Origin of the sequence: Pseudonocardia sp. T1-2H, assembly GCF_038039215.1 — a bacterium.
Lineage (GTDB): Bacteria > Actinomycetota > Actinomycetes > Mycobacteriales > Pseudonocardiaceae > Pseudonocardia.
The window spans coordinates 1,613,300-1,640,260 of the sequence record NZ_JBBPCL010000001.1 but is presented as its reverse complement, the minus strand read 5'-3'; the positions used below and the strand labels follow the sequence as shown (position 1 = coordinate 1,640,260).

At 69.6% G+C, this 26,961-nt stretch carries 22 protein-coding genes and 1 pseudogene; 12 read left to right on the top strand and 11 right to left on the bottom strand.

Translation table 11 applies throughout. The annotated features are described in order from the left end of the window. The first annotated feature begins 171 nt into the window (after nucleotides 1-171). The 8 genes from WBK50_RS08200 (at nucleotide 172) to WBK50_RS08165 (ending at nucleotide 12,480) form a co-directional block, all read left to right on the top strand. Nucleotides 172-348 carry a transposase gene (locus WBK50_RS08200; RefSeq protein ID WP_341335011.1) on the top strand — a complete coding sequence of 59 codons (177 nt, stop codon included), beginning with the start codon at nucleotides 172-174 and terminating at the stop codon, nucleotides 346-348. Between the two features lie 169 nt (nucleotides 349-517). After that, nucleotides 518-2,902, top strand: a complete 2,385-nt coding sequence (locus tag WBK50_RS08195; RefSeq protein ID WP_341335010.1) for a hypothetical protein — start codon at nucleotides 518-520, stop codon at nucleotides 2,900-2,902. Then, nucleotides 2,899-4,155, top strand: a complete 1,257-nt coding sequence (locus WBK50_RS08190) for a hypothetical protein (protein WP_341335009.1) — start codon at nucleotides 2,899-2,901, stop codon at nucleotides 4,153-4,155. Before WBK50_RS08195 ends, WBK50_RS08190 begins: the two co-directional genes overlap by 4 nt. Nucleotides 4,156-4,176: 21 nt before the next feature. Beyond that, nucleotides 4,177-4,647 (top strand): IPT/TIG domain-containing protein, encoded by a 471-nt coding sequence (locus tag WBK50_RS08185; protein ID WP_341335008.1) that lies wholly within the window; start codon nucleotides 4,177-4,179, stop codon nucleotides 4,645-4,647. Between the two features lie 29 nt (nucleotides 4,648-4,676). Further along, on the top strand, nucleotides 4,677-5,858 hold the full coding sequence (locus tag WBK50_RS08180; RefSeq protein WP_341335007.1) for a hypothetical protein: 1,182 nt from the start codon (nucleotides 4,677-4,679) through the stop codon (nucleotides 5,856-5,858). Between the two features lie 188 nt (nucleotides 5,859-6,046). Continuing rightward, complete coding sequence (locus WBK50_RS08175; protein WP_341335006.1) at nucleotides 6,047-8,872, top strand: D-alanyl-D-alanine carboxypeptidase family protein; 2,826 nt, start codon at nucleotides 6,047-6,049, stop codon at nucleotides 8,870-8,872. A gap of 83 nt (nucleotides 8,873-8,955) precedes the next feature. After that, entirely contained in the window at nucleotides 8,956-9,879 is a 924-nt protein-coding gene (locus WBK50_RS08170; protein WP_341335005.1) for a hypothetical protein, read from the top strand. 819 nt (nucleotides 9,880-10,698) lie between these two features. Then, on the top strand, nucleotides 10,699-12,480 hold the full coding sequence (locus WBK50_RS08165; protein ID WP_341335004.1) for an alpha-amylase family glycosyl hydrolase: 1,782 nt from the start codon (nucleotides 10,699-10,701) through the stop codon (nucleotides 12,478-12,480). Between the two features lie 330 nt (nucleotides 12,481-12,810). Here WBK50_RS08165 and WBK50_RS08160 read toward each other — a convergent pair whose 3' ends face one another. The 10 genes from WBK50_RS08160 to WBK50_RS08115 all read right to left on the bottom strand — a co-directional run bounded on the left by WBK50_RS08160 (nucleotide 12,811) and on the right by WBK50_RS08115 (nucleotide 21,178). Continuing rightward, complete coding sequence (locus WBK50_RS08160) at nucleotides 12,811-13,665, bottom strand: hypothetical protein (RefSeq protein ID WP_341335003.1); 855 nt, start codon at nucleotides 13,663-13,665, stop codon at nucleotides 12,811-12,813. A 616-nt stretch (nucleotides 13,666-14,281) separates the two neighbouring features. Further along, nucleotides 14,282-14,758 (bottom strand): RidA family protein, encoded by a 477-nt coding sequence (locus WBK50_RS08155; protein ID WP_341335002.1) that lies wholly within the window; start codon nucleotides 14,756-14,758, stop codon nucleotides 14,282-14,284. A 163-nt stretch (nucleotides 14,759-14,921) separates the two neighbouring features. After that, nucleotides 14,922-15,488 (bottom strand): hypothetical protein, encoded by a 567-nt coding sequence (locus tag WBK50_RS08150; protein ID WP_341335001.1) that lies wholly within the window; start codon nucleotides 15,486-15,488, stop codon nucleotides 14,922-14,924. A gap of 15 nt (nucleotides 15,489-15,503) precedes the next feature. Next, complete coding sequence (locus tag WBK50_RS08145) at nucleotides 15,504-17,042, bottom strand: PEP-utilizing enzyme (RefSeq protein ID WP_341335000.1); 1,539 nt, start codon at nucleotides 17,040-17,042, stop codon at nucleotides 15,504-15,506. Next, nucleotides 17,039-17,326: a hypothetical protein gene (locus WBK50_RS08140; RefSeq protein ID WP_341334999.1), complete on the bottom strand. Its 288-nt coding sequence runs from the start codon at nucleotides 17,324-17,326 to the stop codon at nucleotides 17,039-17,041. The genes WBK50_RS08145 and WBK50_RS08140 overlap by 4 nt, the downstream gene beginning before the upstream one ends. 24 nt (nucleotides 17,327-17,350) lie before the next feature. After that, nucleotides 17,351-18,721 (bottom strand): PEP/pyruvate-binding domain-containing protein, encoded by a 1,371-nt coding sequence (locus WBK50_RS08135; RefSeq protein WP_341334998.1) that lies wholly within the window; start codon nucleotides 18,719-18,721, stop codon nucleotides 17,351-17,353. Further along, complete coding sequence (locus WBK50_RS08130) at nucleotides 18,721-19,056, bottom strand: BMC domain-containing protein (RefSeq protein ID WP_341334997.1); 336 nt, start codon at nucleotides 19,054-19,056, stop codon at nucleotides 18,721-18,723. The genes WBK50_RS08135 and WBK50_RS08130 overlap by 1 nt, the downstream gene beginning before the upstream one ends. A gap of 54 nt (nucleotides 19,057-19,110) precedes the next feature. Then, the gene (locus WBK50_RS08125; protein WP_341334996.1) at nucleotides 19,111-19,407 is read right to left on the bottom strand and encodes a BMC domain-containing protein; all 297 of its coding nucleotides are present in this window, start codon (nucleotides 19,405-19,407) and stop codon (nucleotides 19,111-19,113) included. 21 nt (nucleotides 19,408-19,428) lie between these two features. Next, nucleotides 19,429-20,253, bottom strand: a complete 825-nt coding sequence (locus tag WBK50_RS08120; protein WP_341334995.1) for a DODA-type extradiol aromatic ring-opening family dioxygenase — start codon at nucleotides 20,251-20,253, stop codon at nucleotides 19,429-19,431. Further along, on the bottom strand, nucleotides 20,246-21,178 hold the full coding sequence (locus WBK50_RS08115) for a DODA-type extradiol aromatic ring-opening family dioxygenase (RefSeq protein ID WP_341334994.1): 933 nt from the start codon (nucleotides 21,176-21,178) through the stop codon (nucleotides 20,246-20,248). Before WBK50_RS08115 ends, WBK50_RS08120 begins: the two co-directional genes overlap by 8 nt. Before the next feature lie 203 nt (nucleotides 21,179-21,381). On the opposite strand from WBK50_RS08115, the pseudogene WBK50_RS08110 reads away from it, so the two are divergent. Further along, nucleotides 21,382-22,682: pseudogene (locus WBK50_RS08110) on the top strand (aldehyde dehydrogenase family protein). Next, the gene (locus WBK50_RS08105; RefSeq protein WP_445942235.1) at nucleotides 22,679-22,810 is read left to right on the top strand and encodes an aldehyde dehydrogenase family protein; all 132 of its coding nucleotides are present in this window, start codon (nucleotides 22,679-22,681) and stop codon (nucleotides 22,808-22,810) included. Before WBK50_RS08110 ends, WBK50_RS08105 begins: the two are co-directional and overlap by 4 nt. Before the next feature lie 332 nt (nucleotides 22,811-23,142). On the opposite strand, the gene WBK50_RS08100 is transcribed toward WBK50_RS08105, so the two are convergent. Beyond that, entirely contained in the window at nucleotides 23,143-24,039 is an 897-nt protein-coding gene (locus tag WBK50_RS08100) for an alpha/beta hydrolase (RefSeq protein WP_341334992.1), read from the bottom strand. A gap of 129 nt (nucleotides 24,040-24,168) precedes the next feature. On the opposite strand from WBK50_RS08100, the gene WBK50_RS08095 reads away from it, so the two are divergent. Then, nucleotides 24,169-24,975 carry an IclR family transcriptional regulator gene (locus WBK50_RS08095; RefSeq protein ID WP_341334991.1) on the top strand — a complete coding sequence of 269 codons (807 nt, stop codon included), beginning with the start codon at nucleotides 24,169-24,171 and terminating at the stop codon, nucleotides 24,973-24,975. Nucleotides 24,976-25,197: 222 nt separating this feature from the next. Next, nucleotides 25,198-26,949 (top strand): amidohydrolase, encoded by a 1,752-nt coding sequence (locus tag WBK50_RS08090; protein WP_341334990.1) that lies wholly within the window; start codon nucleotides 25,198-25,200, stop codon nucleotides 26,947-26,949. The last annotated feature ends 12 nt before the right edge of the window (nucleotides 26,950-26,961 follow it).

Sequence of the window (26,961 nt, the reverse complement as noted above, 5' to 3'; positions counted from 1 at the left end):
GTTGGGGGACCCCCATGCGATTTCTTGAGCGCGGGTATTGGCGTGATGCTCGGATAGATCCTCCTTCTTTTGAATCGCGGGTATTGCGTCTTGCGTCATCAACTCATCTGAGGTTCCCCCGGTAGCTCGGAGACCGACGATCATGGCCGAAGGGCTGTGAAGGAAGTCTCTGTGGCAGCACCGAAGAAGTACCCCGACGAGCTGCGTGAGCGCGCGGTCCGGCTGTATCAGGAGTCGGACCCGAAACCGGTGATCCGCCGGCTGGCTGAGCAGCTCGGCGTGCACCACGAAGCGTTGCGGGCCGGGCGTCGGTGGGAACAATCCACTGTCAGGATCGAGGTTGGATAGCTCTTTGATGAGCCGATCTACGACCTTGATCTCGTCCTTCCCGTCACCCGGTCGTAGCTCGAGCGAGCTTGGGCGGGTGCGCGTTGCGCGGACGCGGCGGGCGCGCCGGCAGAGCCATTGACACGCCCCATAGAGTGTGATTCACATCACTCGATCGAGGGGTGCCGCGATGCCGAGTGGGACGTACGTCAACGGGCAGGTGAACGGGGCTGCCCCGCAGTCGTTCGAGGTCGCGCCCTTTGGGGAGACCCTCGTCCTAGAGGCCGACCGACCGGAGGCGTCCGAGGCGACGCCAGCCCGCGCCGACTCGCCGTTCCTCAACGAGTACTTCGCCGCCGACACCGGATCGGATGTAGAGGCCGACGCGCCCGACCCGCGCGCGTCCGAGGCGGTGGAGCTGCTCGCGGAGCTGCACGACGCCGAGTTCGACGAGGTTGTCGGGGAGCTCGTGCAGGACGCCGCGGAGGCGTACGCGGAGCAGTACCGGTTCGAGACCGCGGACGACGCTACCGGACCGGTCGCCGAGCGGTTCCTGAGCGAGTACCTGGCGCCCCTTCAGGAGAGGGCACAGGCGCTGGTCGAGCAGGTCGCCGACGCGGCGGCCGAGCACGATCCCGCCGCGATGACGGAGGAGGAGCTCGACGGGTTCCTCAGCCGGTTCGAGGTGGCCGACACCGGCATGCGACCCGCCTTCGAGAACTTCCTCGGTGGGTTCGGGCGCAAGCTGGCCGGCGTCGTCAAGAAGGGCGTGCAGCTCGCCGGGCGGTTCCTGCCGATCTCGGCGATCCTGCGCAAGCTGGCGTCGCTGCCGTTCGTGCGCGCGCTCGTCAAGAAGGTCCTGCGCTTCGCCCTGGGGCAACTCCCACCGCAGCTGCGACCGGCGGCGAGGCAGCTCGCCGCGCGGCTGCTGCGCAAGGCCACCGCGCAGGAGCTCGACGAGTACGGCGAGACTGACCAGCCCGCCGGGCCCGCGGTGGGCCTCATTCAGGAGGAGTTCGACGTCGGGGTGGCCACTCTGCTGCTGGCGCGCGACGAGCTGGAGAGCGAGGTCGCGCTGGTCGGCATGGCCGACACCGAACGCGGCGAGGGCGACCCGCTCGGCGAGCTACACGCCGCCCGGGAGCGGTTCATCGCCGAGGTCGGCGCCCTGGGCGAGGGGCAGGACGCCACACAGGCGACGGAACGGTTCGTGCCCGCGCTCCTGCCGGTCCTGCGCTTCGGTCTCCGCCTCGCGCGCCCGAAGGTCGTCGCGGCGCTGAGCCGGCACGTCGCCCGCATGATCCAGCCCTACGTCGGGGCCCAGAGCAGGCCGCTGGCCAGGGCGATCGTCGACGCAGGTCTGCGCATGCTGAGCCTCGAGGCGAGCGAGGAGACCGAAACGCACGTCGCGGGCACCGCCCTGGCCGGGACCGTCGAAGACACCGTGCGCCGCATGACCGAGCTGGACGAGGCCGTCCTCGACAGCGAGACCCTGCTGGAAGCGGCGGTAGCGGAGGCCTTCGACGAGGCCGCCGCGGCCAACTTCCCGCCGGAGCTGATCCGGCCCGAGCTGCGCGAGACCGAACTGCCGGGCACGTGGGTGCTTCTCCCCACCCAGGGCCGACCGTTCTACCGCGGCTTCACGCACGTGGCGCCGACCCGGATCACCCCGCAGCTCGCCCGGGCCGTGCGGACGTTCGGTGGAGGCACGCTCGCGGACGTGCTGCGCGACCGGTACGGCATCACCGGTCCCGTCGAGGCCCGGATGCGGATGTACCAGGCGGTTCCGGGGACGGCGCTGGCCCGGGTGGTGCGCGCCGAGCGGGAGGTGCCGCAGCTCGACGAGATGTCGCTGCACCCGCTGACCACGCAGGCGGCCGGGATGCTGCTGCGCGAGCCAGGCCTGGGCAGGGACGTGGCGCCGGAGTACCTGGCCGGGCCCGACGTGATCGCCGACGGGCAGCGGTTCTACCACCTGGAGATCCCCAGCGCGGCGGCGTCGACACCAGCTGCCAGGCGGCGCGACCGCCAGCGGCGCCCGCGCTCGACGGGTCTGTCGGTGCGTGTCACCCCGGGCCGCGACGAGGTGCGGGTGCGGCTGTACCTAAGCGAGACCGACGCGCAGGAGCTCGCGACCGCGCTCGGCCAGGGTCCCGCCGGCGCGCGCCGGCTCACCCGGCTGCTGCTGCGGCGGGTGGACGCGGGCCTGCGGGCCGTGCTGCGCGGGCGGGCGCCCGGACGGGTCCGGATCGTGCACGAGGCCGTGCCCGAGGACCACCTGACCGGGCGGGTCGCGCAGCGCCGGCCGCAGGTGCGCCGGTGGCTGGCCGGCTGGTTGCCCGCGGCGCTGCACCGCGCGGTGACCGACCGGTTCGCCGCCCGCCACGGCCGGCAGTTCACCGAGGCGCTGGCCAACCCGGCCGACGGAGTGACCGTCCGCGTCACCTTCCGGCACCCGCCCGGCCTGGCGCGGCTCACCCACCTCCTGCGGGGCGGGCCGGTCCCGCCCGCGACGGGCCCGACGCCCGCGCCCGCCGACGCGGTGGTGGAGATCCTGCCGGGGTTCAGCCGGTGACCACCTCGGCGCTGCGGGCACAGGTCGCCCGCCAGGTCGCGCACTGGCGGGCGGCCACGGCCGGGCTCGCCGACCTGGAGGGCTTCGCCTCCGCACCGGCGTGGGCGAGCCTGGAGCGATACCTCGGGCTCGCGCTGCGCCGGCACCTGGACGACGCAGTGGGACGGCTTGCCCACGAGTCGGACGCGCTGGCCGAGGACCTGCGCGCGGCCCGCACCGCGACCGATCTCGAACGCCTGCGGCGCCGCGTGGTCGCGTTCCGCCGACGCTACCTGCGCACCGAGACGCTGCTCGACTTCTACGGCGACGCGGTCAACACCCGCACGAACCCGCGCCTGGCCGCGCTGCTGTCGGCGTGCGACGTGATCGCCACGCAGAGCATGGCGGCCGCCCTGCGACCGCTCGACCTGGACGTGCCGCCGGCGCTCACCTATTACGACAAGGGCATCGGCGCTGCGATCACCCGGTACGGGCTGCGGCTGTGGGACGAGGGCTCGCTCAGCCCGGTCGCCACGATCAAAATGACCCGGCACAACATGCGTCGAGGCACGGCGCTCACCCACGAGACGGGCCACCAGGTGGACGCCCTCACCCGCTGGACCCCGGAGCTCGCGGCCGCGTTCGCGCGCGAGCTCGGACCGGGCTCGCCGGTCGCGGCGGCGTGGGCCGGCTGGACCTCCGAAGTGAGTGCCGACGCGTTCGCGTTCGCGCACACCGGTTTCGCGGCGGTGGCGGCGCTGTATGACGTGCTCGCCGGGGAGGAGAACAGCGTGTTCGCCTTCCCGATCGGCGACCCGCACCCCGTCCCCTACCTGCGGGTGCTGCTCGGGGCCCGGATGTGCGGGCGAGCCTACGGCCCAGGACCGTGGGACGACCTCGCCCTGGCATGGGTGCGCACCCACCCGCTGGACCGCGCGCCAGCCGCCGTGCGCGAGCTCGTCGAGGCGTCGCTGGAGCGGCTGGACACGATCGTCGACCTGTGCCTCTACACGCCGATGCGCGCGTTCGCCGGCCGGCCGCTCGCGACCCTGGTCGACCCGCTCGCCGTCGGGCCCGAGCGGCTGGACCGCCTGGAACGCGACGTCGCGCGCGGCATGGACCTGTCGACGCATTGGCTGTGGCAGGAGTGCACGCGACTGATGGCGCTGACCGGCTCGCGGCTGGCCACCGCGCCGGAACGGGCGCCGGAGCTGGCCGCGCGGCAGGAGGCCTGGATGGTGCGGCTAGGGAGCACGGCCGCCGCGGCGGCGTGAGGACGGGTGAGGAGCATCACGATGACCGACTATGACGGGCAGGAGCCGGCCTGGGTGCCGCACCTAATCCGGGCGCTGGAGGGGCTGCGCACCGGTGTGCGGGAATTTACCGACGACCAGAAGGCGATCATCGCCGAGCACGGGTTCCTGAAGGACCATCTCGCGGGCCCGGGGCTCACCCCTCCGGGCCCGGTGGTCACCCGCTTCAACCCGACCAGCGGGCCGGTCGGCACGAACGTGACGATCGTCGGCGAGCGGTTCGGCACCCCGATCGCGGTGCACTTCAGCGGCGCCCGCTCGGATACGCCGACGCTCAACGGCGACGGGTCGCTGACCGTCGCCGTCCCGCCAGGGGCCGCGACCGGCAGGCTCACCGTCCTGACCGCGCAGGGTGCCGGCGCCAGCAAGGACAAGTTCACCGTCAGCGGCGGCCCGCCGCCTCCAACGCCGGGGGACGCCACGCTGAAGTCCGGCAAGTCCATCGGCGCCTGATCCCCGACGACCCGAGCCCAGGGAGCAGCATGTACCGGCAACTCGCCAGGTGGTATCAGGAGCAGGCGATCGCCACCATCGGGAGCCCTTCGGCGGCCGACCTGCAGAACGCGGCCATGCAGGTGTTCGAGAAGCACCCGCTGCAGCTGGCGCGGTTCCTCGACGAGGCCTGGTTCGCGTCGCCCGTCGGCCCCGCCCAGCGCCCGAGCCTGCGCCTGCCCGTCCCGATCCAGCCGCAGCTCGACTCGTTCCTCGGCGACGACCTCCGCCAGGTCCTCACCGACATCTACCCCCTGGTGGCCCGCGGCGTCGTCGTCAACCAGAGCGCCGCCTGGCACCACCTGATCTACGCGTACATGATCGAGAACACGCGCGTGCTGGAGATCGTCCGTCGGGTGCTGCACGAGTACCTGCACGACGAGGCGCTGGACGTGCCCTCGGTGGCCGGTCAGCACTGGCTGCGCGCCGTCGAGGACCTGTTCTTCAAGGACACGCCCCCGTACCTGATCCATTCGCTGACCAGCTGGATCCGCCCCAACATCGACACGACCGCGCAGAACGCGTACTTCCGGATGTTCGCGATGCTGCTCAACCACGTCGGCAAGGACGGGCTGAGCCCACAGGTCAAGGCGAAGGCGGCCAATGTCGACTTCGTCCCGACGTTCGTCGCGTGGCTTCGCGAGGTGTGGCGGGGCATCGAGAACTTCACCAACACCAGCGGCCCCAACTCCACCGACGACACCGGCATCGCCAACCTGTCCCAGCAGCTGTGCGACATGCTGGGGGTGCGCAGGCGGAACGGGAACCTGTCTCGCGAGGAGTTCTTCCTGGTGGCCCGGGCGGAGTTCGTGCACCTCACGCTGGAGTTCAACTCCCCGATCGTGGTCGACCTCAAGGCCGAGGCCACTAGCCCCGAGGAGCGGCTGCGCAAGATGGGCGAACGGGTCGGGGTGCCCGCGCACGTGAAGTCGGAGAGCTTCTTTCTGATGGCCGAGCCGCTCTCCCGCATCCTCATCTCGCTGGAGCGGGGCGTGTTCAACACCCCCAGCGGCGCACAGACGCTCTACGCGCAGCCCCCGGGCACACCCAACACGACCCGCGACGACATGATGACGATCATCACACAGTGGTCGATCGCGACTGACCGCGACATCAAGGCCAAGGAGGTCGCCGTCCCGTCCCGCGCCACCGCCCTCGCGCCCGGCCGCTGAACGGCCGCCACCGTGCGCGTCGAGCAACGGCCCTCCGGCGACCGCCCCGTAGCGAGGTTCGCACGGGGGACGAGGAGACGCCCTGGGCCTGGGAGGCACTCGCCGCCGTCCCGGCGGCCACGGTCGCGGCCGCGCCCGGCTGGGACGACGAGAGCCCGTTCGTCGGGCCCGCAACGTTCGCCGCGGAGGTGGAACCGGCGGGTCACCTCGTCGGCGCGGTCGACCTGGGGGCGACACCCGGTGAGTGGGAGATCACCGAAGGCGAGAGCACCGCGATCCCCTCGAGCGCCCTGGAGTGGCCCGGCGCGTCGGCGGAGAAGCTCGCGTTCATGCGCGCGGTCTACGACGCGCACGTACAGCGGTCCACGGCCGCCGGGGCGAGGTTTACCGCCGACCTGCCCGACGACGCGCTCGACGTGATCACCGGCGCGCATCGTGCGCGCAAGGACACCGCGATGGAGGCACGCGCGCTGCTCGCCGCCGCGCGGGCGGCGCTCACCGCCGATGGCCTCGCCGCCCGGGTGCGGATCGGGGTCGTGAGCGCGTATCGGCCCGCGACGCAGCAGTTCGCCATCTGGCAGGGCAAGGGGCGCTCGGGCGGGTTCCCGCACTACTACGAGCAGATGGTGCGCCAGGGTCGGCTCCGGGCTGGCGACTACGGCCCGCGGGCCGTCGCGGCGATGGCGGCCGAGGTCGCGGGGTGGATCGCCGCCCCGGGCTACAGCAACCACCAGGACGGACTGGCGATCGACTTCGGCACCGGCGCGGCCGGGGAGGGCCTCGGCGCGATCGGGCGACGGGCATGGTTCCACAGGTGGCTCGTGGCCAACGCGCGCCGCTTCGGGTTCTACCCGTACGAGAGGGAGCCATGGCACTGGACCTACCGTGGCGCGCCCGTGCGCATCCCGCCGCCCTCATCGCCCTCATCCGGGACGCCAGGCGGCCCCGCAGCGCCCGGCCCCGGCGCCGTCCGCGGGGACGAGGGGGCGGAGCAGGAGGCCGACGACGCGGCCGCCGCCGAGTACGTCGACTCCCAGAAGGACTCCCGGGAGGACCCCGAGCTGGTCGCAGCGACCGCGGCGTACGAGGCCCTGTCCGCAGCGTTCGAGGCCACCGAGGTGGCCGGCCCCGGCCGGGAGACCGGTGCGGACGGCAAGCTGCCGGGCGTGGGCATCGAGGTGAGCGACCTCGACCGGGGGCGCCGGCGGAAGGAGGCGGGCGAGGACACCGAGGCCGAGGACGAGGCGGACGGCGAGTTCGGGGGCGAGGACGAGGACGGGGGCGAGTGGGAGGTCGGGTTCACCGGAGAGGACGAGGCGGAGGGCAGCGGCGAGGGCGAGACCGGGGGCGCCGAGTCCGGCGAGGTGGAGCAGGGGGAGGCGGAGGCGTTCCTCGCCGACCGGGAGTCGGGCGCGACGCCCATCGCGGAGGAGTCGGGGACGGCCGTGACGTTCCCGAGCGGTGCGACCCTGCGCGTGGTGTCGGCCCCGACCGGACCAGGCGAGGACCATCACGACCCGTGGGCCACGGGCAACCCGGTCCTGGACACGAGCGGGCCGCACCGCTCGACCCGGCTGTCGGAGAGCTTCACCGTCGGCGAGCTCGCCCGAAGCGGCGGGGAAAGGTTCGACCGGGCCCGGATCGATCCCGCCCTCGTCGCGTGTCTGCAGAAGCTGCGCGACCACGTCGGCAAGGCCGTGTCGGTCACCTCGGGCTACCGGCCCTACCGCTATAACGAGGCCCTCTACACGAAGCGCTACCGGCGCATGCCGACCCGGAGCCGGCACTCCAGCGGGCAGGCCGCCGACGTGCGCATCGCCGGGATGTCCGGGATGCAGGTCGCCAAGGCGGCGATCGACGCCTGCGGTACGGACATCGGCGTGGGCATCGCCGACACCTACGGCCACGTCGATATCCGCGGCTCGTGGGCGCGGTGGACCTACTTCGGGGATCGTACGGCGAAGGGCCGTGCGGCCCTCGCCGAGATCGATGCCCACCGCCGGGAACGCCGGCAGGGCGGGGCCCGTCCTGTGATCGACGCCATCTCAACGACGCGATACGTCGCCGTGGCCGTGCCCAGCAAGAAGATCGACGAGGAGTGGCAGGCGGAAGATCCCCAACGCACGTGGCCGCCCGTCCACAACGACTACGCGTTGCTCAAGGTCCTCTCCACGTTGCGCGTGCAGGGTGTCGGCAAGCCGCACGCTCGCGTCCACGCGCTGCAGGTCCAGGAGCCGCTGGTCCCGCTCGACTTCTCCGGTCTCCGAGACTCGGATGTGATCTTAATCGCGGCCCACGGCACCGCTCACGGGCTCTACGCCATGGGGCCCGACGCGCCGAAGGGGCTGGACCGGCTCGTCGACATTCTGACCGGCGACGGGAACCTCGGCAGGCTCCGGAAGGGCAAGAAGATCGTCATCGTCCTGCTCTCCTGCCGGGCGGGGCTCGGCCTGCACAAGGGGCTGGCGCGGCGGCTCGCCAAGCGGCTGTCGATCGACGTCACGGTGGGTGGCGCGCAAGGCTTCACCTTCGGTTCCATCAGGTCCACGTGGACCGCCCGCAACGAGGTCCTCATCCGCGGCATTCCCTGGGTCATGGAGTACCCCGGTTCCATCAAGCTCGACGACGCCGAGAACGAGACGTCGGCGAGGGAGGGCAAGACGATCACCTACGACGGGAAGAGGACCGAGATCGAGCAGTTCCTGAGCGAGAAGAAGGCGCTCGAGGACTCGATGACAGCCCTCGTCAAGAAGCTGCGGAGCACCGAGGTAAACGGGGCGTTGGACGAGATCGATGCCCGATTCCGCGCGGAGTGGACCGGCATGCTCCAGTCGCAGTTCGAGCTCTACAGCACGGCGAAGCGTCGCAGCACCCTGGAGTTCGACATGTGGTTCGATCACATCTCCGACGGATACCTCTGGGCCGATTCGAAGAAGACGACCGATCGGGAGGTCGGTGCGCTGATCACCGGCCGACTGGTGCCTGCGGGCGCCGGGCTGACGTCCACGAGATGAGCCCGGAGATGACCACACCGGACGCTACCCCCTCGCGCGGTTCCTCCGCCGCCTTCGCCGCCGCCCCGGGGCGGTGAGCGGGCATGGCGCGGGACCTCGTCTTCTACGGCTTCTCCGGCGCGCCCGAGCCGACCGGGACCGTCGAGCGCGACAACTCGTTCCTCCTCACCGCGCACACCCTGCAGCTGCACCTCAAGCAGCGGTTCCCGGGTGACTCCGTCGACGTCGTCTGCGCCTGGCACAAGGACACGTTCGTCAACACGCTGCGCGCGCCCGGGGAGAAGATCCGGCAGATCCACTACGTCGGGCACGGCGCAGGCGGCGGGCTGTACTTCGGCTACCACAACCCGGTCGCGACCGCGTCGCGGCAGACGATCATCAACTTCCTCGGCCGCCAGACCAGCGGATGGTTCGCGCAACCGGGGCGGAAGCGGCTGCTCGCGCTGCTGTGGGACGCCGGGCTCATGTCCGGGTTCTTCTCCGACGCCCTCACGTCCACGAAGCTGGCCGAGATCAGGGCGCAGCTGCTCCCGGGGGCGCTTATGCACGTCTGGGGGTGCTTCGCCGGCGCGCCGACCCACACGTTCGACACCTCCGATCCCTACTGGGATCTGTTCAACGCTGGCGGCGCCTCGGTGGAGGGCATCGCCCGGCACCTCGCCAGGACCCTGCAGATCGACACGACAGCATGCCGCGATCCCGGTGGCGTGCACGGCATGGACTTCTGCCACCGCACCGGGAAGGGGCGGCTCAACTGCACGGACCAGCGGCCGGGGCGGCTGCCGCACTGGCTCTGGCCGGAGTCGCGCAAGGTCCGGTGGATCACCCACGATCCGACCGGGGCCGGCGACGAGACGACGATCAACTTCCTCGGTACCCGGATACCCGCGACACGGATACCGCCCGGCCGGCCGCCGGACTGGCTGCTCGCCGAGATCCCGGTCGCGACGGCGCGGGCGACGGTCCCGCCGGTCCCCAAGTGCTCGGCCGCGCGGACTGGTACCTAATCGGTGGCCGCCGACGTGGTGCGATCGGCGGAGCCGACAACGGCGGTGCCACCCGTTTGTCGCGCCGCGACAGATCACCGCCCCCAACCCATGCTGGCCGGGTGGGGCTTGGACGCGCTCGGACTGCAGCTCTCGCCGATGTTCACCTACACCGTCGGCGAGCTGGTGATGGCGGCCGCCCGCGAGCAGAGGGAAAAGCGTGGTCGCCAAGAGGGTCGGCTCCGTTTATCAGCCGGGCGCCGGTCACGGGCGTGGATCAAGACACGGATCCGACACACCGCCGAGGTCATCATCGTGGGCTGGGCGGCCAGGACGGGGTGCGGCAAGCGGCTCCGGAGGGCCCGACCGCCGGTTGATGAGGCGGCGCCCGCCATCCAGGGTGACGAGGTGAAGCGGTGTCGCGGCCGTCACCGGGGACACCACTTCGCAGCCGGATCCGTCGGGTCCGGGGCACGGAGCCGATGGGCCCTGGACCGGGACGGAGCGCGCCCCACGTCGAATGGCTGGATCGGTGACAACGGTGCGAATCGCCACACTCAACCTGGAGAACCTCGACGAGACGGTCCGGAGCAAGCGTCCCTTCCTCGACGAGCACATCACCCTCATGCGACCGCAGATCATCCGCCTGCCCGCGGGCAACGCCTGCTCCCCAGAGACCAAGGGCGGCCAAGAGTACCGAGGCCAGCCGCAGTGCAACGCCCGACGAGGCGGCGCGGCACGGACGCACAGCCGAGCTACTGACACCGCACCGCGTGCTCGCCGACGCCGCCCAGCTGCGCGCCACCGCCCCGAGTTCAACTATGCGATCGGGCTTCGGGCATGACCGGCTCGCGGCCAGGGATGGGCGCCATCCCCTATCCCGGCGGGGTGACGTTCCGCGTGTGGGCGCCCTTCGCCCGAGCCGTGCGGGTCGCCGGCGAGTTCACCGGATGGGAAGCCGGGGCCGTCGCACTCGAGCACGACGGCGGCGGCTACTGGTCCGGGGACGTGCTAGGCGCCGCCGTCGGCCAGCCCTACCGGTTCGTCCTCACCGGCTTCTCGGGCGAGACCCTGTGGCGCACCGACCCCTACGCGCGCGAGATGCGCAACTCCAACGGCGACTGCGTGGTCTACCAGCCGGCCTTCGACTGGGGCGAGGGCTTCACCATGCGGGGGTGGGACGACCTCGTCGTCTACGAGCTGCACGTCGGGACGTTTGACCGCGGGCCGGGCCGGGGCCTGCAAGAGGTGTCGGCGAAGCTGCCGTACCTGGCCGGGCTGGGCGTCACGGCGGTGCTCGTGCTGCCGCCCGCGGAGTTCCCCGGCGAGTCGTCCTGGGGCTACAACAGCTCGTCGATCTTCACCGTGGAGACCGACTTCGGCGGCCCCGACGCCTTCCGGGCGTTCGTCCGGGCCGCTCACGACCACGACATCGCCGTCCTCGTCGACGTCGTCTACAACCACTTCGGCGTGAACGACTCCGCCGTCTACCTCTTCGACGGCTGGCACGACGACGACCACCCGAACGGCATCTACATCTACGACCGCGCCCGCTATACGACCCCGTGGGGCGAGACCCGCCCGGACTACGGCCGACCCGAGGTCCGCCAGTACCTGCGCGACAACGCCCGCATGTGGCTCCACGACTACCGCGCCGACGGGCTCCGCTTCGACATGACCCCCTACATCACCGGGGTCGACTCGGGCTGGCCCCCGCTTGCGGACGGCGTCGGGCTGCTGCGCTGGATCCTCAGCGAGACCGGCGGCGAACAGCCCTGGAAGCTGATGATGGCCGAGGACCTCCACCGCAACCCGTGGGTGACCCGCCCAATCGACCAGGGCGGTCTCGGCTTCGACACCCAGTGGGACGACCAGTTCGTCGACACCCTGCGCGCGGTCCTCGCCCAACCCCGCGACGAGGACCGCAGCATCCCCGCCGTCGCCGCCGCGCTCCGCGGCCCTGGCGAAGGTGGCTGGATCGCTCGCACCGTCTACGTCGAGTCACACGACGAGGTCGCGCAGCGCAACGGCGGATCGCGCCTACCCACGCTCGCCGACCCCAGCGACCCGCGCTCCTGGTATGCCCGCAAACGAGCGATCCTGGGCGCCGCCCTGACCCTCACCACACCCGGCATCCCCATGCTCTTCCAAGGCCAGGAATGGCTGGAGATCCGGTCATGGCACGACGACACCCCGCTCGACTGGACCGACGAAGCAGCCCGCGCCGGGCACGTCACGCTCTTCCGCGATCTCATCGCGCTGCGCCGTAACTCCCGCTACACCACCGCCGGGCTCCGCGGACCCCACCTCAACGTCCACCACCTCAACGACACCGACAAAGCGATCGCCTACCACCGCTGGGCCAACGGCGGACCCCGCGACGACGTCGTCGTCCTCGCCAACCTCGCCAACCACACCTGGCCCACCTACCCGATCGGCCTACCACGCGCCGGGCAGTGGCACGTCCGCCTCAACACCGACTGGGCCGGCTACGACCCGGACTTCGGCGCTCTCCCGGTACTTGACACCAGCGCCAATGGGACGCCCCGGGACAACATGCCCTGCTCGGCCAACATCGCCCTGCCCCCCTACAGCACCCTCGTCCTCTCCCAGGACCAGTGAGAGATAAAGCGCGGTGACACGCGCGGAGACTGGGATCGAACCGACGACCTACCGCTTACAAGACGGCACGTCCATATACACAACGTCCTCTACCGGCAACAACCGGCACGGGGCCGACCTCTCCAGCCACTCCAGACGCCGCGGAACGACTCCAGCTCGTGTCACAACCCGTGTCACGCCTCAGCTGGCGGCGCCGACAAGCGCAACCCCGGCGCCATCGCTCCTGGCGGATCGGAGGCCCCGATGTGGCGATGATCCAGAAGGCCTGATCAGGCTAGCGTCCCGGTCATCCACAACCCTCCACCCGGGGCGAGGAACCGCCGTCACGGGTCAGGGCTTGGAGGGCTCGTCCTTAGCCCACCACAGGAACTGCGAGGCGTGGGCGACATCGGCGAAGCCGGTCCCGCAGAGGCGCAGGAGCAGATCGTTGCTCCAGAAGGCGAGCCGCCCGGTGGTCATGGATGTGGTCTGGGGCGCGGGTAGTTCGAGCCCGAAGACAGCGGCGGCGATCTCCCGCTTTCCGCCGGCAGGGCTGGTGTAGGTCAGGATCGGCAGGAAACGGTCGGGCTGGACGATGCACAGCACCCGGGTGAGCAGGCTTTCGCGGAACCCGGTCACGCCGACCGGGCTGCGAGGGTCGATTAGCGTCTGCATCCGGTCCTCGATGTGGGGTTCGCGGGTTCCGCGCAAGAGGTACTCGACTGCGCTCCGGACCCGGTCGGCCGCCTCGTGGGAGCCGAGCTTGTTCCAGGCGTCGTTGAACACCGACATGTTGCCCGGGTTGGCTCCGATCCGGTTGTTGGCGAAGGCCTTGAGGTCGGCCGGGTGTGCCGTGGGCAGCCCCTCGGCGGAGAAGATGTGCTGGTAGCGGCGCCAGTAGGGCGCCACTGCCGGGTCTGCCTCGGGCTGGCGGACTAGGAAGCGGCGCTTGAGCTCGGCGACCCGCGTTCGGACGGCGTCGGTGAGGTCGTCCTCGGTGGGGAATTGCGCCTTAGCCTGATCACGCGACAGGCGGGAGTGCCGTGCCGGTGAAGCGCCCCGCGAGCTGGCGGGCACCGGTTCGGGCTGGCGGCTGTGCAGCCAGTCGTGCCTGCAGCTGCGGCACCGAAGCCGGGTCTGGGCGTCGTCGGTGATCTCGACGAGGTCCACGGTCGTCTGTTCGCAGGCGGGACAGGCGAACGCCATGATCTTCTACTCCTGGGCTTGTGGCAGCGGGCTAACAGGGGGGATCCGTGTCATCAGAAGCCGCCCGGGAAGGATGCCACGCCCATACGCGTCGCCCACCGGAGTTCCGACAAGGCGCAGTCGAAGCCACGCCACCAGCTGAGGGACTGAGGTAGCGAGCGGGCTACTTGTCCGTCCTGGTCAACCTCGGTGGCCTGCAGGGGCCTTGAACCCTGAACCCACGGATTAAACGAGGGCGGTGTTCCCCCTCATAGGACCACTACCTGCAACAATAGTTGCGCGCGAGCCACCACGAGCGAGATGCCGCCACCCTCGTTCACTCCGTTTCGCACCACGAATGATCCCACGCCAGTCACATCGAGCTACTGCAACGCCGAACCGGCGCATAGACCCTCGGCGCCAAGCATCGGGCAGGATCGGGCGGTTCTGTGGAGACAACTGCGGGGCTCGGCTGGGGCCGGGATGTCTCCCCACCTTGATTGCGGGTCGAACGGGGCCATCGTAGGGTCGCGGCGCCCACCAGTGTGGTCATGCCGACGGGAAGCCTGGGGGGCATCTGGCCGCGTCGCCACATATCGCCAAACTTCGACGAGCTGGTCGAGGCGAGCGTCGCTCGTCATGCGCCTGCCGGACGGGGCCGAACCGCGAGGATCATCTCGATCTCGACGGCGAATCCCAGCGGCAGCGACTGGACCCCGATGGCCGAACGGCCGTGCCGGCCGCGACTGCCCAGTACCTCGACGAGGAGGTCCGAGGCGCCGTCGAGCACCGCGGGTGACTGCGTGAACTCCTCGGTGCAGGCGACGAAGCCGAGCACCTTGACTGCCGTCACGAGCCGTGACCAGTCCCCGCCGAGCGCGTCGTCGGCCTGAGCGAGGAGGTTGAGCATGCAGTCCCGCGCCGCGGTGCGGGCCTGCTCGAGGCCGAGGTCGGCTCCGACGCGGCCGATCCAGCCATCGGCCCCTTGGCCTGCCAGGAACAGCAGCTCGCCCGTCTCGACGTAGCCGAGGTAATTGCCGGCCTTGGGGCGCAGGGGCGGCAAGTCCAGTCCCAGCTCCGACAGCCGAGTATGCAGATCGAACTTCTCACCCATGTCAATCTCCGTTCCGGGGGTACTGAAGACACGCGGTGCCGACGGCGAGGTTCCGAGTCCGAATCGATCGAGCACCCGGGCGACCGAACCAGCCGGATCGGTCACGTCGAAGTGCTCCGTGTGCATCCCCACCGCGGCCGCGCCCTTGAGGTTCGAGGGCAGGTCATCGACGAACAGGCAGTGCGCCGGGAAGCTCGCCGAGGTGTTCGAGTGCCCAGCGGAACACAAACGGATCTGGCTTGAGCCCACCCGACCGCGAGGCCTCGAGCAGGCGGTCGAACTTCTCGAACTCCGGGAACCGTTGCGGCCAGCTCGGGCCGAACCAGTGCGTCATGTCGTTTGTCAGAGCCGCCACCCGCACCCGCCCGCCCAACTGGGCGAGCATCTCGCGGATCTCCTCCCGGACGAACAACCGGTTGCGCATGTACTCACCGATGTCGAGGTCCGGCCGGCCCCGGCTCAGCTCCGCCCAGTACTCTCGCTCTTGGATACGCCCGCGCTCGACGTCGACGTACCGCGGGTCCCCGCCGAACGGACCACTGGGGAAGTCGGGGTCCCGCACCACCTCGAACAGGGTGGGCACGACCACCCCGCCCAGGTCCAGCACCACCGTGGTCAGCTGCAGACCGACCGCTTCTATGCGGGAACGAGCCGCAGCTGCCCGCCGGAGCGCGCGACGACGCTGCTCCCGGGTCGGCGACGGGTCGTCCCCGCGCCCATAGGTACTCATCCGGTCGCTGTCCGCTCAGTCGAGGACGGTGACCACGCCCGCGTCACCATCGACCCGGACGCGCTGGCCGTTACGTAGCGTCGCCACGGCGCGACCGGTTCCCACCACGGCGGGCAGGCCGTACTCCCGGCAGACGATGGCCGTGTGACTCATGATCCCGCCGACATCGCTGACGGTGGCCACGACTCGGGAGAAGGCCGGTGCCCAGGCCGGCGAGGTGGCCGGGCACACCAAGACGTCGCCGGGCTGCACCTCAGCCAGCTCTGTCGCGGACCGCACGATGCGGACCGGGCCTTCGACCACTCCCCCTGAACCGGCGACCCCGCGCAGGATGGTCGCGTTGTCGTCGCTGTCCTGGTCCTCCAGCCAGCCGAGCACCGACGACGTCGTGATGCCCCACAGCATGATCGTCAAGGGCTCGTTGACCTCCGTGGGTGGCGGACCGAGTGCCGGCGGCGGCTCCCAGGCCTCGAGCACGGAGAACACTGCACGGCGCTGTTCGATGATGGGTCCGAAATAGGCCCGCCCACGGCCAGGGGCTCCGGTGGACCAGGCGGCTACGGTGTCGAAGATCAGCTCGGCGACCTCGGTGCGCCGCAGCATGAACAGGTCCTCCTCGTCCGCCAGCACCCCCATGCTGACCAGCGAGCGGGCGAGTTCCTTCGACTTCTTCCAGAAGGCGGCCCACAGCCAGTGCTCGATGTAGAGCACGTGCTCCTCGATGTAGACGAATACCTTGCGCGCCAACGCCAGCATGTCGTCGAAGCTGGCGACGTCGTCCGGGCTCAACAGATCGCGGTACTCCTGCGCGATCCGCTCCCGGTCGGCCAGCACCTCGGCGGTCGGTCGGTCGATCACCTCCTCCTTGCTGAGCCGCCGGATGTACTCCTGCACGGAGCCGAACGGGATGTCGAGGTGGTCGTCCCAGGTGCCGAAGCGGTGGCTGCCGCCGGGGTGGCCCGGGTCGGTGTTGATGTGGAACCACGGGTCGCGAGTCCGCTCCCAGTCCTCGGCCCACGCCGTGCCCCCCGCGGTGCGACGTAGCTCGTCCAGAACCGTGGTGAGGTCGTCGGAACCGAGGATGATCTCGCCGACCTCGAGTCGCACTGCTTCCTTGGCCAGACGCTTGAGCTCGTCGTCCGGTCGGTAGAGCTCGACGTGCAGACCACCGACCATCTGGGAGATGGACTTGTCACCGATGCCGGGGAAGGCGGTCTTGCAGAACTCGAAGAAGGTCAGGTAGGCGGCATAACCGATGTTGAGCAGCTCGAAGTGCCACTGGTAGATCTCGTACATCGTCGAGACCATCAGCGAGAAGTCTCGCTCCCAGCGGAAACCCGCAGAGTGACCGACGTGCCCGGTGACGGTCTCCAGCGGTTCCCGGTCGGGCAGCGGATCGAACCGCAGCCCCTTGACGAGGTCGAGCCGGTCGAGGACCTTGGCCTTCCACTCGGCGTAGATCGCATCCCAGTTCTGGTAGTAGTAACCGGCGCGCGCGGCGAAGGCCTCGGCGCGCTCGGCGATCTGCTCGGGCGGCGCCGGCACCGGGGTCACAAACAGCCGGCCGTTGAGGATCCGCTGCTCAAGCCCGAAGGCCGGGGGAGCGCGAAGATCCGGGTGTTCATCGCGCCCAGCGCCTGCCACCAACACTCACATTGGATCTCGTCGTAAGGATGGATCACGTAGGGATGGTGCAGAGCGTCCTGGAACCAGAACTTCTTTTCGTCCGCCGTCCGTCGGTCCTCGCCGAACAGGTGGTACCAGTTGTACATCGACTCCCAGCCGTCGGCCCCGGGCGGAGTGGGGATCTCGAACGGGTTGGGGAACGTTTGTGCCACGGCGGTGCTCCTCGTTCGGATGGGTCAGGCGGAAGCGGAGGGCCGAGTCAGCGCCGCGACGACGCGGTGGAGTACATCGCCCGGTTGCTGAGTTACGCGCCGAACCTGTCGAGAGCTCCAGACGGTCTCGGGCCGCGCCTGCACCAGGAAGACCTGGTCCGGCCCCCCGTCGCCCGCGACCGCGAACTCGCCGTCCTGGGGGCTCCCGGCGAACTTCTCCACGATCCGGCCCATTCGTCGCAGCTCGGCGAGTTCGGCATCGGAGAGCGACGCTCGCCCCCGGTCGGCGTCCGGCACCGGCAGCGTCGTGATCGCGCGGTCGGTGCGCGGGTCGCGGGCGGTGCGCTCGGACTTGTTCACAATCTCGCGGAGCACGACCTCACCGGTCACCTTGTCGATCGTGAACCGGTCCGGTGTCACGGCGCCGCTGACCAGCGGCTCACCCAACCCCCAGACCGACTCCACCACGATCTTCGAACGGTCACCGTTGGCGGGATTGAGCGTCATGAACACACCGGCCGACCGGGCATCGACCATGCGCTGTACCACCACGGCCATCGCGTCACGCTCCGCGGGCGCGGCTGCCGATCGGTCCGAGCGAGCGGTGTAGGCGACGGCGCGGCTGGTGAACAGGCTGACCCAGCAGCGCCGTACGTGCTCGGCGACGGCGTCGGCACCGACGACCCACAGGTAGGTGTCGTGCTCGCCGGCGAAGCTGCGTTCGCCGCCGTCCTCGGCCGCGGAGCTCGATCGCACGGCTACCGGCGCGTCCTCCTGGCAAGCCTGCTCGCAGAGCCGCTGGTAGGCCGCCCGGATGTGCTGATCCGCCGGGTGGTCAGCGGTGGCCTCGAAGACCAGCGCCCGCATCTGCTCGGTCACCGCGTCGAGCTCGGCGATATCGGTGTCGGGGGCAAGGCCGCCCATCCTGCGGTCAAGCTCGGCCGCGAGGGTTCCGGTCACCGCGCGGCGGTAGCAAAGGGTCGACACCGCGAAAGCTTCCGGGACTCGCAAACCGGCGCGCACGAGCATGTCCAGCCCACGGCCCTTTCCCCCGACAACATTGGCCGTGAGCCCGGGGCCCTCGCTCCCGATCCACACCACATCCGAAGCTGTCACCGTCACCCTCTCCCCCGCCGGGATCCCGGCAGCCGGCCGCGCGTCGTAGTCCGCGACCAGCGCGACTACCGCGGCGTCGATCGTCGACTCTCCGCTGGCGGCAGCAGCGGCTTCGTCGGTCGACACGAGCACGGTGACTCCTGCGCCGACCTCGACCAGGTCCACGGCGACGGTCAGGCTGCCGTCGTCCAGGCTGCGCACCAGCACCAACCGGCGCCCGGCCAACGTCGGCAGCTGGCGGTCGGCCCACACGCGGCCGACCACCTCCCCCAGCACCATCAGGAGCCGCCCGAAGGCAGCTCGAGCACCGTCTGGCGCAGGGCCACACTCCGCCGCGTCTCGAGCAGTTGCGCGCTTTCCTGGCTGGGCTTGGGGTAGATCTGCGCCGCCCGCAAGTCGCCGTAGCGCTTGACGGCGGCCGCCCCGGCGTCGACCGCTTGCCGGACCGCGGCAAGCGAGCCCTGGATGGCGGCGACCAAGTAGCCGCTGGACACCCTCTCTACCGCGATGCACTGGACATCCGCGGTCTTCACCATCGCCTCGATGCCGGCGGCCAGCGCGACGATGCCGCGGGTCTCCACCAGACCGACAGCGCGGTCAGAAGCGGTTGCCATGTCGTTCTCCTCATTGTTCCGAGCGCCGGGATCGACTCGCCGCGGCGCGGCGAGTCAGCTTCCGTCGAGCACGGAGGTGTTGGTTGCCAGCGCCGCTACCGCGTCGCACGGGTTCGCGAAGACGATAGATTTGACCGGAGCTCCGGAAATCGCCTTGGCTGTCTCTTCTCCGATCTCGACCGCCTCTTCCACCGTCGCCAGATCGCCGGAAACTGCCACGGCGACTACCCCGCCGCCGAGCCGGACAACCCCATGAACCGTCACTTCGGTGGCCTTGACCATCGCGTCCACCGCGTCGAATATCGGCACGAACCCATCGGCCTCGATGAAGCCGGCAGCAACGTTCGCCATTGGATCCCTACTTCCTCGTCATCATTGCCAGTACAGGACAGCTGCTCCGGTTCCCCACACCGGCCCGTACGCGAGCAGTTCGGCGGGCCCGGTGGCCCCGCCGGCCCCAGCCAGGAACGCCAGCGCCCGGAACTGGCTGTCGGCGGACGCCTCGCGGGCGAAGTCCTCACGCAGGGCCAACGCCTGATCGATTCGACCGCTGACCAGTGCGTCGATCATGCGCCGGTTCCAGGTGTCATGCGTCGACGCGGCGATGTGGTCCTCGCTGGGCTCGATCCACCGCTGCAGCAACCCTGCCGACAGCCCGGTCACGGCTACCACACCGATCCGCCGGCCCACCCTTTCGGCGGCTGCGACCCCGGCCCGTCCGATCGTGGACAGCGCATCGACCTCCGCGTAGAGGTTGCAGGACACCAACGCCATCCGAAACTGTCGACCCGGGTCGAGAAGCGTCGCGGCCACGACAGTCCCGGTGTCGATGGGGAATCCTTCATAATGCGTCCGCCGGCTCTGCAGATGCTGGGCCGCGGTCAGCTCCACCCATTTCTCGGTGAGTTCGGTGTCGATCCGCAGGTCGTACTTGATATGCCCGTAATCGTAGGCGTACCAGTTCTCATCGGTCCGGGCCCCACGCGGGTTGGGATCCAGCTGGAATTGGTGACCGAGGACGGTGAACCACTGCGTCGACATTGTCAGCACCGTATCCACACCTGCCTGCCGGAATCGCTCGCCGACGGTCTCGACGCCGACACGTAGGTCCCGCCAGCTCCCGGCCGCGTCGACAGCCAGGAGATGCGGCATTCCCGGCAGCAAAGCGGTGGCGACGACCGCCCCGTGGTCAACCACGACGCCCGCCCTTGCCGTCCGGGCGCCACTCGACCACAGCGTTCCCGGTCCCGATGATGGTGCCGTAGCCCAGGATCTCGCCGGTGCTGTCAGGCCAGTCCAGCGCCGAGAGCATCCAGGTCAAGCTGCCCGACTTGGTCTCTGCCTCGCTGGCCTTGATGTGCTCAGGTATCGCGGTGCGCAGGGCCGAGCTGGGCTGCGTACGGACGGTCTCCAGGAACACCATGTCGGCCTGGTACTGCGCATTGTTGAACGGATGCTCCTGGGACATGTCCTCTGGCAGGTCGCTTTCTCGGTCGAAGTGCAGGTGGGACAAGGTGTTCGACGCGAGCACGACGGCGCGGCGCCCGGTGGCCTCTACCGCCTCGCGGGTCGCCCTCCCCAGGACCTCCATCTCGTCGAGCTCGGCGTCGGCGTAGTAGTAGGGGTTGTTGTTCGCGCTGATCGAGACGACGGGCAGATCCCAGCGGGGGTTGACGAGGTGCAGGGCGCCGATCGTCGCGTAGTCCACCCGCACGCCGGGCTCACGCATGGCGCGGGTGACCAGGCCGTTCGCGGCGCAACGGTCCACCAGCGCCTCGGCGAGTTCCACATCGGTGGTGAAGTCGTAGTGGTACCGGAACAGGTGCGGGAAGATCGGCTCGACCGAGAGGCCCCGCGGATTGGGCACGCAACTCACGTGGTGTCCGACCATCGTGATCCAGTGCGGTGCGTGCACGATCAAGACGTCGGGCGCGAGTGCCCTGATGCGGCGGCGCACCTCCTCGTAGGCCCACCGCAACACCTCCCAACCACCGGTGCTACGCGGCTCGTTCTGCGGCGGGTTCTCGGCGTAGATCAGGTGGGGCGGGTGCGGCGACAGGTAGCCCGCGACGATCCCGTGGCCACCGCCTGCCGGATCCGCCGGGGACGCGTCGGTCGGCATTCCCCGAGCAGCCGCCGGGAGCCCAACGCCACGACCGCGGGTCGGATATGCCGGTTCGAGACGGAAGACGCGGGACATGGCCGGGACGGTAAGGATGCCGGACGGCTGAGTCTGCTCAGGTGTCCGGCCTGGCCGGACACCCGGCAGCCACTCGTTGGCCCGCTTGGAATCCTCGGCGCCGGTTACGCATATGAGGAGCCGCCATGACCGCCTTGCGTCACGTCCCCCATGTCATCGACGGAGAGGAGCGCGCCAGCGTCGACGGCGCGACGTTCACCTCGGTGGACCCCGCTCGGCGGAAGCCATGGGCCGAAGTTGCGAGCGGCGGCGCGAAGGACGCCGAGGCCGCAGTGGCCGCGGCCCGGCGAGCTTTCGATGAGGGCCCCTGGCCGCGGATGGCCGTCGGCGAGCGCGCCGCGGCGCTGCACCGGCTCGCTGACCTCATCGAAGCGAACCGCGCCGAACTCGCCGAGTTGGACACCCGCGACCTCGGCAAGCCGATCACGCAATCCGGTGGCACCGACGTCCCCCCGCGGCCAGCAACCTCCGCTTCTTCGCCGACTACGCCCGGCAGGCCGTCGACGAGGCACTGCCGTACTCGGCCGATCACCACGTCTTCACGGCCCGGGAGCCGGTGGGTGTGGTCGCGGCGATCTCACCGTGGAACTTCCCCCTCATGCAGGCGACGTGGAAGGTCGCTCCGGCGTTGGCCTTCGGCAACACGGTGGTGTTGAAGCCGGCCGAACAGTCACCGGTGTCCTGCCACCGGCTCGCGCTGCTCGCCGGCGAGGCCGGCCTGCCGCCCGGTGTCCTCAACGTGGTGCAGGGCTTCGGAACCGACGCGGTGGGCGAAGCCCTGACCCGGCACGAGGACGTCGACCTCATCACCGGGGAGTCGGTCACCGGCAGGACCATCCTCGCCTCCGGGGCTCCGACGCTGAAGCGGGTGAGCTTCGAACTGGGCGGCAAGGGGGCGAATATCGTCTTCGCCGACGCCGATCTGGACAACGCCGTGAGTTGGTCGCTCAAGGCGATCTACCTCAACTCCGGGCAGGTCTGCCTGTCCGGGTCGCGCCTGTACGTACAGCGACCGATCTTCGACACGTTCCTCGAGCGCTTCGTGCAGGGTGCCGAGGCGATGCGGGTGGGCGATCCACTCGACCCCGCCACCGAGATCGGCCCGCTGGCCTCGGAGGAGCATTTCGAAAAGGTCGCCGGTTACCTCGATCTGGGACGCGACAAGGGAGCAAGGATCCTCACCGGAGGGGTTGGCGAGGGGTGGACCGTGCGGCCCACTGTCTTCGTCGACGTCCACCAGAACATGCGCGTCGCCCGCGAGGAGATCTTCGGTCCGGTCGTCGCCGTACAGCCGTTCGACGACGACGCCGATGCCGTCGCGCTCGCGAACGACTCCCGGTACGGCCTCAACGCCATGGTGTTCACACGCGATCTCACCGGGCCCACAAGGTCTCCTCCGGCCTGCGCGCCGGGACGGTGTGGGTGAACTGCTTCTACGTCCGGGATCTCCGCGCGCCATTCGGCGGATACAAGGATTCCGGCATCGGCCGCGAGGGCGGCGCCTACAGCCGTGACTTCTTCACCGAGGCCAAGGCTGTCGTGATGCAGCTTTGAGGGTCGGCATCCACCGCTCGGCAGACCCCTGCAGAAATCCCGAGATCGATTGGCCCCGCGTGCAACCTCGACGGCTCTGAGCTGCACCAAGCCCTCACGTCACGTCGGCATAAGAGTGCAGCGACCAACTCCGCCGCGGTACGTACAGCAGGCATGTCCGCGGAGACGGTGGTGCTCGAGGCGGGTCCACGCAGGATGGTCCCAAGTGGACCACGCAGCCGCCGCGAGCGATCATCTCGACCCGCTCAAGAAGCGAGACTGCCGGCTCGGTTGGCGAACCCAGCTGTTCGGCGTTCGCGAAGGGGTGTGAATGACAACCCGTCCCGCCACCCTCACTTACGTGGCATGCCCGTCGGCTCAGGCCTTGACGGGAGCGAGGATCCGCTCGGCGAGCTCGCTGTCCGGCTCGACAAGGGGCAATATCTCATCGAAGTGGTTGAGCTGGGGCGTGCCCAGTATTCCCCGGGGAGCCCGGCCGCCTGCCACGCGGCGATGAAGTCGACGGACTGACGCTCGAACTCCGACGTCTGACGGCCGCCGTTGGTCACCAGCAGCGGCGGAGCCGACTGGGGCAGGTTGAGTATCGGGCTGTTGCGCAGTACCTGGTCCGCGGTGAGTTGCAGGTCGGGCTGAACGAACGTGTAGGGCAGCGGACGGAGGTCGAACAACCCGCTGATCGCGCAGCCGGCCCGCACTACGTCCTGCGGCAACCCGTAGTCCCCGGCCCACGGCGTGCCCAGCAGCATGGCCACACCGTGCCCGCCGGCGGAATGACCCACCACGACCAGCCGCTCCGGGTCGGCCCCGTAGTCCGCGGCGTGCCGATACGTCCACGCCACCGCCGCCCGATGTTGGCGGACGATCTCGTCGATGGTGACCTGCGGGCACAGCGCGTAGGTCGGGATGACGACGGTGGCTCCCCGGGCGACCGGCCCCCGCGCCGCGAAGCTGAACTCGGCGCTGGTCAAGGATTTCCAGTAACCGCCGTGGATGAACACCACGACCGGCCCGCCCGGTTCGCCGGGGAACACGTCCAGGCGTTCGTCGAGGGTCGGCCCGTACGGCACGTCCAGGTGACAGGTGAGCTCGGCGCGTGCGCGTGCACTGTCTCTGACAAACCGAAGGGCGTATGCGGAGAAGTCGGGCACCGCCGCTTCGATGTCGTACTGCTCGTCGAGCTCCTCACGGGTGAAGGAGCTGCCGTTGGGTGCACGATAGACCGGCCGCATGGCGGTGGACGCTAGCGCCGGCCGCCCCCTAATCGAGACCTGTCTGTCCCGCATCGCTGGACGCCTCTACGAACCCCTGACCAGGTGATCGACCGTAGCAGTGGGTCATTACGTGTTTACACTCCGGCCATGGCTGCACCTGAGCAGGCACCCAGCTCCGGGGTGGCTTCGGTAAGTAAGGCCGTCAGCCTGCTACGGATGTTCACGCCGTCCGCCAGTGTGCTGTCCATCCGGCAGCTCGCCGACCGTACTGGGATACCGCGCAGCACGGTGCATGCGCTGTGCGCAACCCTGTCGGCGGAGGGCCTGCTCGAGCTGGTCCCGCAGGCCGGCTACCGACTCGGCCCAACCCTGCTGGAGCTCGGCGGGCAGATCGTCGAACGGGCCGGGCTGGTTGAGGCCGCCGAGCCGGTGATGGGTCGACTGCCGCGCATACGAGGCATGGAAGCTCACCTAGGCCAGCTGGTTGGCGGCTGGGTGGTATACCTCCACCACCGCAGCTTCGACTCGATGCGCGTTCCCATGGCCAACTGGGTCGGGTTGCGCGCCCCCGCTTTCCTGACCGGATGCGGCAAGGCGACGCTCTCCCTACTCGAGCCCAAGGACGTGGAGGCCCGGATGCGGAGCCTGTCCCGATCGGAGCAGGTTCGTCCACCGGACGCATCCACACTGCGCGACGAACTCACCGCCGCCCGGGAGCAAGGCTTCGTCGTGTCCCGCACCTTCCAGCAGGATCGCACCTCGGTCGCCGCCCCCGTGGTCGGGCCGGACGGTGTGCCGGTGGGAGGGTTGTCAGTAGCGGGCCCATCGTCCCTGTTCACTCCCCGCCTCACCGAGCAGGCCGCACACGACGTGAAGGAAGCCGCACGCCAGACCGGTGCGCGGCTGCTGGGCGAGCGCGCGGCATACGTGCGCGCTCGCCCGATCAGATGGTGACCGGGGTCCACACGGGACGAGTCCAGCGGGTTCCTTGACGACAGCACCCACCCTTGGTGTCCAGCGATGCCAGACACGGTGCTTCGCGTCACGCCGAAGGGACCCCGAGTATACCCGTGGAGCTGATCGCAGTCGGCACGAGAGAACCCCGCCGGACGGTCATTCGCAGTTCCGCTTTCCTGCTGTCCACAGACGCCGCCATGTGACATAGAGGAGCTAGACGTGGCTGAGCACAAGGTGCCGCTATCCGCTGCGGATACCGTTATCGTCAACGGAAATGTCATCACCGTCGACGCCGACTTCAGCAAGGCCCAGGCACTCGCGATCAAGGGCAACAAGATCGTCGCCGTGGGCGCCAACGACGAAGTTATGGCGCTGGCCAGTTCGCATACCAAGGTCCTCGACCTGGACGGCGGCACGGTCATCCCCGGGATCATCGACCCGCACGCGCATATCGGTTTGTTCGGGATGGAGGAACACTTCGTCAAACTCGACGGCGCGCGGTCAGTGCGCGAGATTTGCGACCGAATCCGGGAGCGGGCGCGACAGCTGCCGGCCGGAACCGTGATCGTCACGACTCCCGTGGGTGACCACCCCTACTTCTTCAACGTCCCGGGAATCCTGGAGGAAGGCCGGTTCCCCACGCGGCAGGAGCTCGACGAGGCCGCGCCCGACCATCCGGTCTACATCACGGCTCCTACCAATCGCATCCCCAACTCTGCAGTCTTCAACAGCCTCGCGTTCAAGCTCGCCGGTATCACTGCCGACTCGGTGCCGCCAGGCAACCCGAACCGTGTCCAGATCCGCAAGGACGCCTACTGGCTGGACGGCATCGAGATCCCGCGGGACCACGTGACCGGCGAGCCCATCGGCGAGCTTCGCACCATGAACCCGCTCTACCCGCAGTCCTCCTACTTCGACATCATCACGAACTTCGTCCCCAAGCCGACGTACGAGTTCGTCCGTGAGGGCATTCGCATGCTGGCCCCGGATTTCCTCTCGCTCGGCACGACGACACTGCTGGAAAACCATCTCACTTCGCCCGAGGAGCTGCGCGCCTACGCCGAGCTCGACCTTCCGCTACGGGTCTTCTGCACCGTCGAACTAGATCCAAACCGGCCGATGGCCGAACTCGAGCAGTTGGTGCGGAGCATCGCATTCGCCTCCGGTAGAGGCTTCGGTAACGATCGGGTCGGGATCTCCGGTGTGAGCATCGGGTTGGACGGCCCCCACTGGCAAGGCACTGCCGTATTGGACGAGCCATACATGGGTCCCTTCGGCGACCTCGTCTCGCCAGGACCGCTGGCCCCGGTGGAGGCGTATCGGGCTGTGGTCCGGCTCGCCGCCCAGCACGGTCTACGCATCCACGGCGAAGCCGCGGGGCGCGGTTCCGTTCAGATCTTCCTGGACACCATGGCGAAGCTCGACCGTGAAGCACCGATCGCGGACCGCCGGTTCATCCTGGAACACTGCGAGTTCCCGACCCGCGAGCAGATCGCTGAATGCAAGCGGCTCGGTATCGTCCCGACCACGGCGACCAACTTCATCTGGGGCAAGGGCGCCGAGGTCTACCTCGATCGGCTGGGCAAGGAGTACGCGGAGAACGCCATTCCGCTTCGCTGGTGGCTGGACGCCGGCGTGCCGGTGTGCCAGGAGACCGACTGGGGGCCCCGCTCCCCCATGTTCACCATCTGGCAGTCCATCGCGCGGCAGGCCGGGCTCACCGGAGAGGTGATCGGTCCGCACCAGAGCATCTCGCGGGAGGAGGCGCTGCGCATCTTCACCATCAATGGGGCATACGCGCTCTTCATGGAGGACAAGCTCGGCTCGATCGAAACCGGCAAGCTCGCCGACCTCGCGATCCTGTCCGCCGACCCGATGACGTGCGCCGAGGACGACATCAAGGATATCGAGGTGGTCGCCACGCTGGTGGACGGCGAGGTGGTGCACGCCCGCGACGGTTTCCCAGCATGAAAGTCGCGGCAG